Raw genomic sequence first — 14472 nt, 5'->3', positions numbered from 1 at the left:
TTTTACTATACCGCGCAGTATAAGTATTAGAACCCGCTTCGCGACAGAGAGAGATTCGACGTGTTCCGACATGCCTTGCCCTTCCTCGGTGTATTTGGTTTTGCCTTGCTTGCCGGTTGCGGCAATGGCGAGCCTGAGCCGCTCTCGACGCGCCCCGTGATGGTGGCTCAGCCACAGCCCGCCGGTGAGGCCTTTGAAAGCTATCCGGGCGAGGTGCATGCGCGTTACGAACCCGAACTGGCGTTCCGGATCGGCGGGAAGGTAACTGAGCGCATGGTCGAAGCCGGCGAGCGCGTACACAAGGATCAACCGTTGGCCAAGCTCGACCCGCAGGATGTGCAGCTGCAACTCGAGGGGATCCGTGCTCAGGTGGCGGCGGCTGAAGCCAACCTCCGGGTCGCCCGTGCCGAGCATGAGCGCTACAAGACCTTGATGGATCGGCAACTGGTCAGCCGCTCGCAATTCGACTCCTCTGAAAACGCCTATCGCTCGGCGCAGGCGCGGCTGCAGCAAGCTCGCGCAGAATTCGATGTGGCCAACAACCAGGTTGGCTACGCCGTTTTGCGCGCCACTCACGAAGGGGTGATCGCCCAGCGCCAGGTTGAGGTGGGGCAGGTGGTCGCGGCCGGCCAGACGGCTTTCGTCCTGGCTGCCGATGGTGAGCGCGAGGTGGCGATCAACTTGCCGGAACAGGCGCTGGACCGCTATTCGGTTGGTCAGAAGGTTTCAGTGGAAATCTGGTCCCATCCGGGCAAGCAGTATCCCGGCCATATTCGCGAGCTGTCGCCGGCTGCCGATCCTCAGTCGCGCACCTATTCGGCGCGTGTCGCATTCGCCGATTCTGATGTGCCTGCCGAGCTGGGGCAGAGTGCGCTGGTGTCGATCCGCAGCAACGGTGAGGTGCCCTTGGCCGTGCCGCTTTCGGCGGTCACTGCCGAGCAGGGCAAGGCCTACGTTTGGCGAGTAAAGGAGGACGCCACGCTGGAGCGCGTTGCCGTGCAAACCGGTGCCTTTGGCGAAACACAGGTGCCCATCCTCAAAGGCTTGCAAGCGGATGACTGGGTTGTCCTGGCTGGCGTGCAGATGCTCCACGAGAACCAGTCGGTGAGGGCGGTCGATCGTGACAACCGTCCGGTCGAGCTGGCAGCGCAGGAGTAATCAGGATGCGCTTCAATCTTTCCGCCTGGGCGCTGGGCAACCGGCAGATCGTTGTCTATCTGATGCTGCTGATGGCCGTGGTGGGTGCGCTTTCGTACAGCAAGCTGGGTCAGAGCGAAGACCCACCCTTTACCTTCAAGGCGATGGTGATTCAGACCCAGTGGCCCGGTGCGACCGCCGAAGAAGTCTCGCAGCAGGTCACCGAACGCATCGAAAAGACGCTAATGGAGACCGGCGAGTACGAGCGCATCGTGTCCTTCTCGCGGCCGGGCGAATCCAACGTGACCTTCATGGCACGCGATTCGATGCGCTCCGAGAAGATTCCTGATCTCTGGTACCAGATTCGGAAGAAGATCGGCGACATCCGCCACACCTTGCCCTCCGGTGTGCACGGCCCCTTTTTCAATGACGAGTTCGGCACCACGTTCGGCAACATCTATGCATTGACCGGGCAGGGCTTCGATTACGCCGTGCTCAAGGATTACGCCGACCGCATCCAGCTGCAGCTGCAGCGGGTGAAGAACGTAGGCAAGGTCGAGCTGATCGGCCTACAGGACGAAAAGATCTGGATCGAGCTATCGAACGTCAAGTTGGCTAATCTGGGCGTGCCGCTGGAAGCTGTGCAACAGGCACTTGAGGCGCAGAATACGGTGATGTCGGCAGGCTTCGTCGAGACGCCCAGCGATCGTGTGCAGTTGCGCGTCACCGGCAGCTTCGAGACGGTCAAGGAGATTCGCGACTTTCCCATCCGAGTTGCCGGCAGCACCTTCCGTATTGGCGACGTCGCGGATGTCTACCGCGGCTTTAATGATCCGCCTGCGCCACGCATGCGCTTCATGGGCGAACCGGCGATCGGCCTGGCCGTGTCGATGAAGTCCGGCGGTGACATCCTCATGCTGGGGGAGGCGCTGCAGGGCGAATTTGCCCGGCTGCAGCAGGAGCTTCCAGCTGGTATGGAGCTTCGCAAGGTCTCCGATCAACCCGCGGCGGTGAAAACCAGTGTCGGTGAGTTCGTGCGGGTACTGATCGAAGCGCTGGCAATCGTATTGCTGGTGAGTTTCTTCTCGCTCGGTGTGCGCACTGGGCTGGTGGTTGCCTTGTCGATTCCACTGGTCCTGGCGATGACCTTCGCGACCATGCACTACCTCGACATCGGGCTGCACAAGATATCGCTGGGCGCGCTGGTGCTGGCGCTCGGGCTGATGGTGGACGATGCCATCATCGCGGTGGAGATGATGGCGATCAAGATGGAGCAGGGTTTTGATCGGCTCAAGGCCGCCAGCTACGCCTGGACCAGCACGGCCTTTCCGATGCTCACAGGTACGCTCATTACCGCTGCCGGTTTTCTGCCGATCGCCACTGCGCAGTCGAGCACCGGCGAGTACACCCGTTCGATCTTTCAGGTGGTGACCATTGCGCTGGTGGCGTCATGGATCGCGGCGGTCGTGTTCGTTCCTCTCTTGGGCGAGAAGTTGCTGCCGGATCTGGCCAAGCGTCATGCGCTAAAGCACGGCGGCAGCGACCACGGCCACGACCCTTATTCGACGCCGTTCTACCAGCGCGTGCGCCGTGTGATTCGTTGGTGTGTGCACCGGCGCAAGACGGTGATTGTGTTGACGCTGATGCTCTTCGTCGGTGCGATCGGACTGTTCCGTATCGTCCCGCAGCAGTTCTTTCCGGCGTCAGGCCGTCTTGAGCTGATGGTCGACCTGAAGCTGGCCGAAGGCGTGTCGCTCAGGGCCACTGAAACCGAGGTGCACCGCCTCGAAAAAATGCTTGAGGAGCGCGCCGGCATCAACAATTACGTTGCCTATGTCGGCAACGGTTCGCCGCGTTTCTATCTACCGCTGGATCAACAGCTGCCCGCCACCAGCTTCGCCCAGATCGTGGTGCTGGCCAACAGCATCGAGGAGCGCGAAGCCCTGCGCAGCTGGTTGATTGAACGGCTTAGAGAGGACTTCCCAACGTTGCGAGGGCGCGTCAGCCGGCTGGAAAATGGCCCGCCGGTGGGCTATCCGGTGCAGTTCCGCGTGACCGGCGAGCATATCGATGTGGTACGCAATCTGGCGCGTCAGGTGGCGGCCAAGGTGCGTGAGAACCCTTACGTCGCCAACGTACATCTCGACTGGCAGGAGCCGAGCAAGGTGGTCTGGCTGAACGTCGATCAGGATCGCGCACGAGCGCTTGGGGTGAGCACGGTCGAATTGTCCAATTTCCTCAAGCGCACCTTCACTGGCGCCACCGCCGGTAAATTCCGTGAGGACAACGAGCTGATCGAGATCCTGCTGCGCGGCACCGCCCGCGAGCGCGAGATGTTGTCGATGCTGCCAAGCCTGGCAATTCCCACCGCCAGCGGCCGCAGCGTGCCGTTGTCGCAGGTCGCCACCCTGGAGTACGGCTTTGAGGAGGGCGTGATCTGGCATCGTAATCGTCTACCAACCGTGACGGTGCGTGCCGACATCTATGGCGAGCAGCAGCCGGCTTCGCTGGTGCAGCAGATCGAGCCGACGCTGAGCGAAATTCGTGATGCGCTGCCCAGCGGTTATCTGCTGGAAGTCGGTGGCACCGTGGAGGATTCCAGTCGGGGTCAGGCCTCGGTAAATGCCGGCATGCCACTGTTCGTCATCGTCGTGGTCAGCCTGCTGATGTTGCAACTCAAGAGCTTCTCACGTTCGGCCATGGTGTTCCTGACCGCGCCGCTGGGGCTGATTGGCGTTGCGCTGTTCCTGCTGTTGTTCGGCAAGCCGTTCGGCTTTGTCGCGATGCTCGGTACCATCGCGCTATCAGGAATGATCATGCGCAACTCGGTGATTCTGGTGGACCAGATCGAGCAGGACATCGGCGCCGGGCAGGATCGTTTCAACGCCATCATCGACGCCACGGTTCGTCGCTTCCGGCCCATCGTGCTGACTGCCTTGGCTTCGGTGCTGGCGATGATTCCATTGTCGCGGAGTGTGTTCTTCGGACCGATGGCGGTGGCGATCATGGGCGGCCTGATCGTCGCGACAGCATTGACGCTGTTGTTCCTGCCGGCGCTTTATGCGGCCTGGTTCAGGGTCAAGGAAGAACGCGCGGTGTAAGGGCGCATCGCCGGCATCGCTCAGATGCCGGCGGCTTGCAGCAATTTGTCAGCCGCCGCCTTGGCCAGCAGCGCCTGGTCGGCAGGCCCCTCGATGTGCGCCATGCTCAGCGCACCCTCGACCAAAAATTGCAATTGACGTGCAAGCTGCGCTGGCTGCGGTGCATCGAGCGCTTCGAGCAATTCGCGCAGGTGGGTCTGAAACTGTGCCTTGTACGCCGCCGAGCGCTGGTGAATAGGGTGATCGCGGTCGTGATATTCGGCGGCGGCATTGATGAACAGGCAGCCACAGAACGCGCTGGGGCTGTTAATCATCGTGTTCAATCCTTCGAAAACGCCGAGCAGCGCTTTGCGTGGCGGCAGCTTGTCGCATGCTTCGCGTAGGCGCTCGAGCATTGGCTGCTGTCGCGCGTCCAGTACCGCCAGAATCAGCTCTTCCTTGGATCTGAAGTGCTTGTACAGCGTCATCTTGGCCACGCCAGATTCGCTGAGAATCCGATCGATGCCCGTGGCGTGATAACCCTCTGTGTAGAACAGCCGCTCGGCAGTGCTGAGCAACAGATCGCGCTTGTTCGTTGCCATGTAGGTCTCCTCAGATGGCCATTATGTGGGAGCGGCTCTGTTCCCACCAATCGCCATCCAGGCGAAAAAATGTGCTTGAAGTGTACAGACAGGTCTGTCTATTATCCAGTCGTGCTTCACCCGCCCCCCTATCATTGTGAAGGAGCGACACGATGAAACTCTACGATCTGACCCTGTCCGGTAACTGCTACAAGGCGCGCCTGTTCCTTAGCCTGATCGGTCAAGCGGCTGAGGTGGTTCCGGTAAATCTGCTGAAGGGCGAGCACAAGCAACCGCCGTTTCTAGCGATCAATCCGCGCGGGCAGATCCCGGTGCTTGAGGATGGGGATGTGCGGGTGATCGACTCGCAGGCCATTCTTGTCTATCTGGCGCGGCGTTATGCCGATGAGGCCTGGTTTGCGTCAGATGCACAGACGCAGGCGCGCATCGTTGGTTGGCTGAGTTTCGCCGCCAACGAAATGCAGCATGGCCCGGCTACTGCTCGAGTGGCGCGCTTGTTCGGCCGGCCGATCGACGAAGCCTTGACCTCAGAACGTGCGCTGGCGGTCATGCAGTTGCTCGAGCAGCAGCTCGTCGAACACACCTGGCTGGCTGAAACAGCGGTGCCAACCATCGCCGACATCGCCGTATACCCCTACGCGGCATTGGCCCCCGAAGGTGGTATCGATCTGGCGCCTTACCCGGCAGTACGGGCGTGGTGTTCACGCATTCGCGAGCTGCCGGGCTACGTCGGCATGCCGGGCCTGGAATAGGAGCGGCGATCATGAGCAGTCCCTTCCATGCCGGTGAGCAATGGGTGCAGAGCCGTGCCGGCGTGCGTGAAAAAGCCGAGCAGATCGGCAGCCGGATGATCCGCTCGTTCATGCCCGATCAACATTGCGAATTCTTCGCTCAGTTGCCTGCGCTGCTGGTCGCGGCGGTGGACAGGGAAGGGCAGCCTCATGCATCGGTGCTCTGGGGGACGACCGGGTTCGCTTGGTCGCCACATCCTGAACTGCTTTGCGTCGGTGCCAACGCGCAGGCTGACGATCCGATTGCGCCATTGTTACACCCCAGCGCCATGGTCGGTTTGCTGGGGCTGGAGTGGCCGACCCGTCGGCGCAACCGGATGAACGGGCGAATCGTCGTAAGCGATGCCCAGGGCTTCAGTGTTGCGGTGGTGCAGTCGTTCGGCAACTGCCCGAAATACATCCAGGCGCGAGATTGCCGACCAGCCGTCCGTCAGCCAGGGCCAATGCTCCAAGGCGATGGGCTGGACGATGAGCTGTGGGCACTGCTGCAAAAGGCCGACACGCTGTTTATCGCCAGTCATAGCGCGGACCCGCAGGGCGGTGGTGTCGACATATCCCATCGTGGCGGCCCGGCGGGCTTCGTCGAAATCGGTCGGGACGGCCGCCACTGGTTGCCGGATTACAGGGGCAATCGGTTGTTCAACACCTTAGGCAATCTGGTGCGTGAGCCGCGTTGCGGGCTGCTGTTCGTCGATTTCGCCAGCGGCGACCTGCTCCAGATGCAGGCGCTGGCGGACGTGGTCTGGCCCGAGCAGTACGCCGCATTGGGCATTACCGCGCCGCCTGGTGCCGAGCGCATGCTCGCGCTGACGCCGGGTCGTTGGGTTCTGCGGCGTTCACGTCTGCCCCTGGCATTCGCAGCGCCGGACAACTCGCCTTTTCTTCCCGGACTAGGAGTGTGAGCCATGCGCCGCTTGAACATGATTGGATTGTCTCTGGTGCTGTTAGCCGCTGGCGTGGATGCAGCTGAACTGCGCTTCAGCCTGGTCCGTACTGGGCAAACCCTGTCCAGTGGTGAGTTTGCCTGGCGTGATGGCGGCTGGGTCCAACCGCCACCGATCAATCACATCGCTGTGCTGATCGAGCACCAGGGCCGTCGGCTGCTGTTCGGTACGGGCCTGGGGCGGCAGATCGATGCGCAGTTGGACAGCGAAATTCCATGGCGAGAAAAGCGCTACGGCGCCGTGCAGCCGGTTCGTGACCAACTTGATCGCGACGGCCTTGTGATCGACCGGGTCGTATTGGGATGCGCTCGCTGGCAGTACGCTTCCGGGTTGGCTGATTTTGCCGAGGTGACGGTTCTGGCCAGTCCGGAGGGTATTAATTACGCACACAACGCGACGCCTCCTGCAGTCCTTCCGGCGCAGTTCGCCCACGGCGTCAAATGGCACCCGCTGCGCTTCGAACGGCGTTGGTTCTATGGGTTCCAGGAAAGTCTTGACCTGGTCGGCGACGAACGGTTGGTACTGGTAAAACTGCCGGGGCACGGTGCTCTGGGGCTGTTCCTGACCCTTGATGACGGTCGGCGGTTCTTTTTTCGGGGCGATGCCGCGGTCTCTGAAAACGAGCCGAAGCCACTGCCTATCGAGGTCGAGCAGATGCAGGACAGCCAATTGCAGGCGCAACTTGGTTTTTATCCGCACTGGATCGAGTGAATCGGACGCCTGCCGACCCCGATCGTTTGGCTTTCAACCCGCTAGTTTGAGCTGTTCCGTTCGTCTGCTTGCGCACGTTGAACGAAGCGCCTCCAGCTAAGCTTAAGCCTGTGATTTTCCTAGAAAGCCAGGCCGGAAAAAGATGGGCGCAGTATGGCGGACCGATACATCCCGAGCAGGTGGTAGCACGCGCGTGCCTTCCACCAAAAAACCGGGCAAAACACGCTCTCCCGGTAGTCGTGTGGCGCGCCGCATGAGCGTGTTGCTGGGCGTTTCGTTGCTTGCCGGCGGAGGCTATGCCGCCTGGCATGAGATGCACACATCGAAGCTGCAGGCGCTCTGGCTAAGCCGTTATGCCGAGAATCTCGACTATCAGGTCGAATCCGGTGTCAGTAGCAGCATCCAATTTCCAGAGGCCGGGCCCTTCGACCGGCGCCTTGGCTATGCGGCCTTGCCGACATTTCTCGAGCGGCTGAGTGCACGTGGGTTCGATATTCAGCAGCAGGTGCACTTTTCACCGGCCTTGCAGCGGTACGTCAGCCACGGCTTTTTTGTGCCTTATCCGGAAAAGTCCCAGGCCGGGCTGACCATCGACGATTGTCGTGGCGAGCCGCTGTACACCAACAGCTACCCGCACCAGTACTACGAAACCTTCGAAGATGTGCCGCCTGTCATTGCGATGAGCCTGTTGTTCATCGAGGATCGTGGACTGCTAAACGCGGACCGCCCTCGCGCCAACCCGGCGGTGGATTGGCCGCGGTTCACCATGGCGGCGGTGAGTCAGGTGGAAAAGAAGCTGGGCCTGCCGGTCCAGGCAGCCGGAGGTAGCACACTCGCTACCCAAGTAGAGAAATATCGCCACTCCCCGGAAGGACGCACCGGAAGCGCGGAGGAAAAGATTCGGCAGATGATTTCCGCGAGCGTGCGCACCTACCGCGAAGGCCAGCAAACCATGGCGACCCGGCAGCGCATCGTCCGCGACTACCTCAACAGCGTGCCGCTGTCTGCCGCCTACGGTCATGGCGAGGTGCACGGCATCGCCGATGGATTGCGCCTCTGGTACGGCGCTGATTTTGCCGAGGTCAACCGGGTGCTCGATGTTCGGCGTAACGCCGGCGTCAGTGATGAAACGCAGGGGCTCGCGTTGCGTCAGGTGCTCTCGCTGTTGATCGCTCAGCGGCGCCCGTCGTACTACCTCGGCGCAGGGCGCGACGACATGGCGGAGCTCACCGACAGCCATATCCGCCTGCTGGCCAATGGCGGTGTGATCGGCACGCGGCTGCGCAATGCCGCGTTGCAGCAGGAGGTTGTGTTCCGCAACTTGCGTCTCGAGCCGGGGATCCGAGAGGTGCCGTCCAGCAAGGGGATCACGGCGGCACGGATGCGCCTGAGCAGCCTGCTGGGTGTGTCGTTGTATGAGCTCGACCGCCTTGATCTGGCCGCGACCACACCGCTGCATGGTGAGCTTCAGACCCAAGTTACCGAATACTTGCATCGCCTGGCCGATCCGTCGTTCGCCGGTGAAGTGGGCTTGTTTGGCGAGCGCATGTTGTCGCCTGAGCGTACCGGCGATGTGCGTTACAGCTTCACGCTGTTTGAGCGCGGCGAGCAGGGCTTCCGTGTGCGGGTGCAGACCGACAACACCAACCAGCCGTTCGACATCAACGAGGGCAGCAAGCTGGAGTTAGGCTCGACTGCCAAGCTGCGGGTGCTGACGACTTATCTGGAGGTCATCGCCGAGCTGCACGAGCGTTACGCGAAGAGCGACGTCGCCACCTTGCGCAAGGCTGAGGCGGTGGATCCGCTGACCCGCTGGGCGCTGGCTTATCTGATTCAGCATGAGGATCGCAACCTGCCAGCAATGCTTGATGCGGCGCTGGAACGTCGCTACTCGGCCAGTCCGACCGAGCGTTTTTTTACCGGCGCCGGTATGCACCGCTTCGGCAACTTCCGCCGGGAGGACGACGGCCGCCTGCCGACCATGCGCGAAGCGCTGCAGGAATCGATCAACCTCCCGTTCGTTCGGCTGATGCGTGATCTGGTGAGCTACAGCACCTACCAGACATCCAATGGCGCCGAGCTGCTCAGGAGTGATGACAACCCTGAGCGGCGAGAGTACCTGCAGCGTTTTGCTGATCGCGAAGGCTCGGTGTTTCTGCAGCGTTTCTGGCGCAAGTATCGCGACAAGAGCGCCGACGAACGCATCGAGGCACTGTTGGACGGCATGCGCCCGACGCCATCGAGGTTGGCTGCGGTGCATCGCTACTTGATGCCCGAGGCGGATCGCGCGGCCTTCGAGCGCTTTCTCAAGGCGCGTCTGCCGACGGCAGACCTCACCGACAAGGCCGTCGACTCGCTGTACGAACGCTACGCGCCGGGCGCCTACAGCCTGCCCGATCAGGGCTACATCGCTCGCGTCCACCCGCTGGACCTGTGGCTGCTGGGTTACCTGATCAAGCATCCGGAGGCCGGCATTACCGAGGTGATTGCGGCCAGTACCGCCGAGCGCCAGGAGGTGTACGGCTGGCTGTTCCGCAGCCGGCACAAGAGCGCCCGGGACAGCCGTATCCGCATCATGCTCGAGGTTGAAGCCTTTACCGATATCCATCGCCGCTGGCAGCGGCTGGGTTATCCGTTCGACCATCTGGTGCCTTCGCTGGCGACAGCGCTGGGCAGTTCGGGCGACCGCCCGGCGGCGTTGGCCGAGTTGATGGGCATTATCGTCAACGACGGCGTGCGGCTGCCCAGTGTGCGCATCGACAGCCTGCATTTCGCCAGCGAAACCCCGTATGAAACGCGCCTCGGCATCAAACCGGATGTCGGGGTGCGAGTTCTGCCCAGCGAGGTGGCGACGGCGTTGCGCGAAGCGCTTGCCAGTGTGGTCGAAGGCGGCACTGCCCGTCGCATTCGCGGCAGCTTCATGCAGGCAGATGGTGAAGCGTTGCGCATTGGCGGCAAGACCGGGACGGGTGACAACCGGATCCAGACCGTTGGCGCCGGCGGTCGACTGATCAGCTCGCTGGCGCTGAATCGCACCGCAACCTTCGTGTTCTACCTCGGGCCGAATCACTTCGGCACGCTGACAGCCTACGTGCCGGGCCGCGGGGCGGACAGCTTCCGCTTTACCTCTGCGCTGCCGGTACAGGTGCTCAAGGGCATGGCGCCGATACTGCAGCCGTATTTGCAGCCCGGTGCGCAGACGCAATGCCAGCCGGTCGGCGAGCCCTTGAAGCCGACGCTGACAGCGAGTACTGAGAACAAGGACTGACGATGACGGGTCGAGCGGTTGGGCGCACCTGACCGCATCGGCCCGTCATCGTAGATCGCCTTTGCTGATCAGCCTGCGCTCGGCGACACTCTTCCACTTCGCGAACCTAATGAAGGGCTTGCGCAAGGGCGAGGGAGAGATGATGAAACTGCCGATCTATCAGGTCGATGCGTTTACCCAGGAACTGTTCAAAGGCAACTCGGCGGCTGTGGTTCCGTTAGAACAGTGGCTGAGCGACGCACAGATGCAGGCCATCGCCGTGGAGAACAACTTGTCGGAAACGGCCTTCCTGGTGCGTGAGCCCGACGGCGCTTTTCTCATTCGCTGGTTTTCGCCGCTGACTGAAATCGACTTCTGCGGGCACGCCACTCTGGCCAGCGCCTTCGTGTTGTTGGGACAGAAGCTGGCGACGGCTCCGCTGGTCTTCCGTGCGCCTGCAGTAGGTGATATCAGCGTCGCCGAGTTGGACGATGGCTTGCTGGAGATGAGCTTCCCCAACCGTGCTCCGGAGCCTGTCGAGAATCCGCCGGTTGAACTGTTCAACGGTCTTCGGAGCTTGCCGCAGGCGGTGCTGCGAAACCGTCAGGCCTGGTTTGCCGTGTATGAAGATGAGGATCAGGTGCGCCAGTTGGCGCCAGACCTGTCGCTACTGAAAACGTTGGCGCCATTGGATGTCGTGGCAACGGCGCCGGGTCGCCAGCAGGATTTCGTCTCGCGCTATTTCTGGCCGGCCAACGGCGGCGACGAAGACCCGGTCACCGGCTCCATCCATGCAGGCCTTGCGCCTTACTGGAGCGAACGGCTGGGCAAGACGCAGTTGCTTGCGCTGCAGGCCTCAAGCCGGAGTGGTTTGCTGCACTGCCGGGTCGAAGGCGAACGGGTTTTTGTCGCCGGGCATGCGGTCCTGTATTTGCAGGGCACGATTGAGGTGTAGTTCCCGGTGACGGAACAGGGGCGCTCGCGTCACGCAGCGCCGCTATCGAACCGGGCGCTAGAACGACTTCACGATCCGCCCGAGCAGCTCCATTGCTTTTTCGCTGCGCTCGCCCCAGGGATGGCCGTAGTTCAGGCGTGCGCAATTGCGAAAGCGCCGCGTGGCTGAAAAGATCGGGCCCGGAGCGAGGCTGATGCCCTGCGCGAGCGCCAGCTGCAACAATTGCAGCGAATCGACCCGCTCGGGAAATTCGAACCAGAGGAAGTAGCCGCCGCTGGGCCGCGTTACCCGGGTGCTGGCAGGAAAGTGGCGCGCGGCGGAGGCAAGCATTTCGCCCTGTTGACGTTCCAGCGCATGACGCAGTTTACGCAAATGGCGATCGTAGCCACCGTGTTGCAGATAATCGGCGATAGCCGCTTGAGCCGGCACCGAGGGTGAGATCGTCGTCATCAGCTTGAGGCGGCTGATCTGTTCGGCATAGCGTCCGCCCGCTACCCAGCCGATCCGGTAACCCGGCGCCAGGCTTTTGGAAAAAGAGCCGCAGTGCATTACCCATCCGTCACGGTCGTGGCTCTTGACCGGTTTCGGCGGCTCCTGGTTGAAGTACAGCTCGGCGTAAACGTCGTCTTCGATCAGCGGGACCTGATGGCGCTGCAGCAGCGCATAGAGGTTCTCTTTGTTTGCCTCGCACATGCTCGCACCGAGCGGATTCTGCAGGCTGCTCATGAACCAGCAGGCCTTGATCGGCAGGCTGCGCAGGCGGCTTTCCAGGGTACCCAGGTCGATTCCGTCTCGCGGATGCACCGGGATTTCCACAGCTTTGAGTTTGAGCCGCTCCAGCACCTGCAAGGTGGCGTAGAACGCGGGCGCTTCGATGGCGACCAAATCGCCCGGCTCGGTGACCACCTGTAAACAGAGGTTCAACGCTTCCATGGCGCCAGTGGTGATTACCAGTTCGTCCAACGGCAGCATGACGCCGCTGACCATATAGCGCAGCGCGATCTGTCGGTGCAGGTCAGGGTGGCCGGTGGTCATCTCGGCGATCACTTCGCGCCCCGGCATCTCGCGCACGGTCTGTGCCATGGAGCGGGCCAGGCGTCGCAGGGGAAACAGGTCGGGACTGGGGAAGGCGGAACCGAACGGAACGGTGTCCGGATCGCGCAGCGAGGCGAGCACTGAGAACACCAGTTCGCTAACGTCAACATCAGTGGTTTCGCTCAGGCGTGGGCTGATCTCCGGCTCGGGAAGCAGGCGTCTGGCGTGCTCGCGGACAAAATAGCCCGAGCGCGCCCGGGCCTGAATCAAACCGCGATCCTCCAGCAGGTAGTACGCCTGGAACACGGTGGAGGGACTGACGCCGTAGGTGCGACTGGCATGGCGCACGGACGGCAGCTTTTCGCCTGGCGCCAGCACGCCGGAGCGGATCAGTTCGGCAATTTCGTCAGCAAATTTCTCGTAGCGCTTCATCTGGTTCTGCTTCAGCAAGGGGCAATATCGGTCAGCCGCCTGAGCGGGCGCATGCGCGCTGCCACCATCCTACCCAACCCTTGGTGCATTGAAGGTACTCGGGGCGGTTACCTGGCGTGCCGGGTCGCTCGCGTCAGTGACCGAGAAGTGCAGCTTCTCGTGCGCGTCCCCATTGGCGTCAACGAGCGCCACGCTGACCGGCACATCGACGATCTCGCCTGCGGCCAGACTGATCTGGTGCGGGCCCTGTAGCTCGTAAGAGCCTTCGCACAGTAGGAGTCAGCCATCTGATCCGCTTTTTTTCAGCCAATCTGCACCTGTTTCGCTGCAGTGGTCGCGGGCGATAGTCTCCGGCTGTCACGCTGAGGCGTGCTGTCGGCAGCCATTCCCTGCATGATTACTCTTTCGTTCCGCCGTATTAAAAGGACCCCTGATGATTCTCAAAGGCCTGACCTGGCTGGTCGTGCTGCAATTGCTCGGTAGCGTCATCCATCTCTCGCTGCTGCCCGCACTGCCGGGCCCGATCATTGGCATGGTGTTGTTGTTTGCGCTGTTGTTGCTGCGGCGAGGCATTCCCGAATCCATCGAGAAGACTGCTGCGCTGCTGTTGCAGTACCTGCCATTGCTGCTCATCGTGCCGGCGGCGGGAATCATGACCAGCAGCGATGCGTTGCTCGATGACCTGCCTGCCATCGCTGCCGGATTGGTCCTGTCGCTGGTGGTAACCGTGCCGTTTTGCGGTTGGCTGATGCAGACGCTGATCAGGCGAATGGATCGGCAGCGTGAGGATCAGGCATGAGCGGCATCGACTGGCGCAGCGTCTTGACCATGACGCTGGATCACCCGCTGTTCTCAGTGGGGCTTACGCTGATTGCGTTTCAGCTGGCGCTGACGCTCTATCGGCGCAGCGGCTGGCTGGTGCTGCAACCGGTCATGGTCGGTATGCTGCTGGTGGTTGGCACGCTGTACCTGTGTGGCATCGACTATGTGAGCTATCGCGCCGACGCCTCGATGATCGCCGTGCTGGTCGGCCCGGCGACCGTGGCGCTGGCCGTGCCGCTGTACCGCCATATCCGCCGCATCCAGCAGCTGTTCTGGCCGATCCTCATCACGCTGGTGTCCGGTGGTGTACTCGGCGTTGCGCTGACCCTGGCGATCGCCGGCGCGCTGGGCGCGGATCTGCCGGTGCTGATGAGCCTCTCGCCCAAGGCAGCGACCATGCCGATCGCGATGTTGGTGGCTGAACAGCTGGGTGGCCTGGCGTCTCTGGCAGCGGTATTCGTCATGCTCACCGGGGTCATCGGCACCGCGCTTGGGCCGCTGTTGCTGGGCTGGGCCGGGGTCGATCATCCGGCGGCACGAGGCTTGAGCTATGGCATCAACGCGCACGCCATCGGCACGGCGAGGGCGCTGGAGGAGGGCGACGAATGCGGCGCGTTCGCGGCGCTGGGGATGAGTCTGCTGGGCATTCTGATCGCATTGTTCCTGCCGCTGGCCCTGGGCTGAGAGTCTTTGTTGTACCGGCAGATGTTGCGATT

At 62.1% G+C, this 14472-nt stretch carries 12 protein-coding genes; 9 read left to right on the top strand and 3 right to left on the bottom strand.

Features of this window, described 5'->3' with window-relative positions; genetic code table 11:
• Positions 1 to 60 precede the first annotated feature (60 nt).
• Both BUE09_RS09750 and BUE09_RS09745 read left to right on the top strand, forming a co-directional pair.
• Positions 61 to 1158 (top strand): efflux RND transporter periplasmic adaptor subunit, encoded by a 1098-nt coding sequence (locus BUE09_RS09750; RefSeq protein WP_073300798.1) that lies wholly within the window; start codon positions 61 to 63, stop codon positions 1156 to 1158.
• A gap of 5 nt (positions 1159 to 1163) precedes the next feature.
• Positions 1164 to 4238 (top strand): efflux RND transporter permease subunit, encoded by a 3075-nt coding sequence (locus BUE09_RS09745; protein ID WP_073300797.1) that lies wholly within the window; start codon positions 1164 to 1166, stop codon positions 4236 to 4238.
• Between the two features lie 20 nt (positions 4239 to 4258).
• Here BUE09_RS09745 and BUE09_RS09740 read toward each other — a convergent pair whose 3' ends face one another.
• The gene (locus BUE09_RS09740) at positions 4259 to 4819 is read right to left on the bottom strand and encodes a TetR/AcrR family transcriptional regulator (protein WP_073300796.1); all 561 of its coding nucleotides are present in this window, start codon (positions 4817 to 4819) and stop codon (positions 4259 to 4261) included.
• A gap of 152 nt (positions 4820 to 4971) precedes the next feature.
• On the opposite strand from BUE09_RS09740, the gene BUE09_RS09735 reads away from it, so the two are divergent.
• From BUE09_RS09735 to BUE09_RS09715, 5 genes are all read left to right on the top strand, one after another.
• Positions 4972 to 5571 (top strand): glutathione S-transferase family protein, encoded by a 600-nt coding sequence (locus BUE09_RS09735; protein WP_073300795.1) that lies wholly within the window; start codon positions 4972 to 4974, stop codon positions 5569 to 5571.
• A gap of 11 nt (positions 5572 to 5582) precedes the next feature.
• Complete coding sequence (locus BUE09_RS09730; protein WP_073300794.1) at positions 5583 to 6512, top strand: pyridoxamine 5'-phosphate oxidase family protein; 930 nt, start codon at positions 5583 to 5585, stop codon at positions 6510 to 6512.
• Positions 6513 to 6515: 3 nt separating this feature from the next.
• Positions 6516 to 7265: an MBL fold metallo-hydrolase gene (locus BUE09_RS09725; protein WP_073300793.1), complete on the top strand. Its 750-nt coding sequence runs from the start codon at positions 6516 to 6518 to the stop codon at positions 7263 to 7265.
• A 142-nt stretch (positions 7266 to 7407) separates the two neighbouring features.
• Positions 7408 to 10533, top strand: coding sequence for a transglycosylase domain-containing protein (locus tag BUE09_RS09720; RefSeq protein WP_083380692.1), 3126 nt, complete (start codon positions 7408 to 7410; stop codon positions 10531 to 10533).
• Positions 10534 to 10687: 154 nt separating this feature from the next.
• Positions 10688 to 11467, top strand: coding sequence for a PhzF family phenazine biosynthesis protein (locus BUE09_RS09715; RefSeq protein ID WP_083380811.1), 780 nt, complete (start codon positions 10688 to 10690; stop codon positions 11465 to 11467).
• Between the two features lie 57 nt (positions 11468 to 11524).
• Here BUE09_RS09715 and mapR read toward each other — a convergent pair whose 3' ends face one another.
• Both mapR and BUE09_RS20620 read right to left on the bottom strand, forming a co-directional pair.
• Positions 11525 to 12934, bottom strand: a complete 1410-nt coding sequence (gene mapR / locus BUE09_RS09710; RefSeq protein WP_073301027.1) for a GntR family transcriptional regulator MpaR — start codon at positions 12932 to 12934, stop codon at positions 11525 to 11527.
• A 69-nt stretch (positions 12935 to 13003) separates the two neighbouring features.
• Positions 13004 to 13138, bottom strand: a complete 135-nt coding sequence (locus BUE09_RS20620) for a hypothetical protein (RefSeq protein WP_231975575.1) — start codon at positions 13136 to 13138, stop codon at positions 13004 to 13006.
• Positions 13139 to 13367: 229 nt separating this feature from the next.
• Between BUE09_RS20620 and BUE09_RS09700 the strand changes: the two genes are divergently transcribed.
• Together BUE09_RS09700 and BUE09_RS09695 are read left to right on the top strand one after the other, a co-directional pair.
• Complete coding sequence (locus tag BUE09_RS09700) at positions 13368 to 13733, top strand: CidA/LrgA family protein (protein WP_073300792.1); 366 nt, start codon at positions 13368 to 13370, stop codon at positions 13731 to 13733.
• Positions 13730 to 14440 carry an LrgB family protein gene (locus BUE09_RS09695; protein ID WP_073300791.1) on the top strand — a complete coding sequence of 237 codons (711 nt, stop codon included), beginning with the start codon at positions 13730 to 13732 and terminating at the stop codon, positions 14438 to 14440. Before BUE09_RS09700 ends, BUE09_RS09695 begins: the two co-directional genes overlap by 4 nt.
• Positions 14441 to 14472 lie beyond the last annotated feature (32 nt).

The sequence above is a fragment of the Stutzerimonas xanthomarina DSM 18231 genome, assembly GCF_900129835.1.
Classification (GTDB): domain Bacteria; phylum Pseudomonadota; class Gammaproteobacteria; order Pseudomonadales; family Pseudomonadaceae; genus Stutzerimonas; species Stutzerimonas xanthomarina.
Note: the sequence above shows the minus strand (reverse complement) of the source record. Positions and strands in the feature narration are given on the sequence as shown.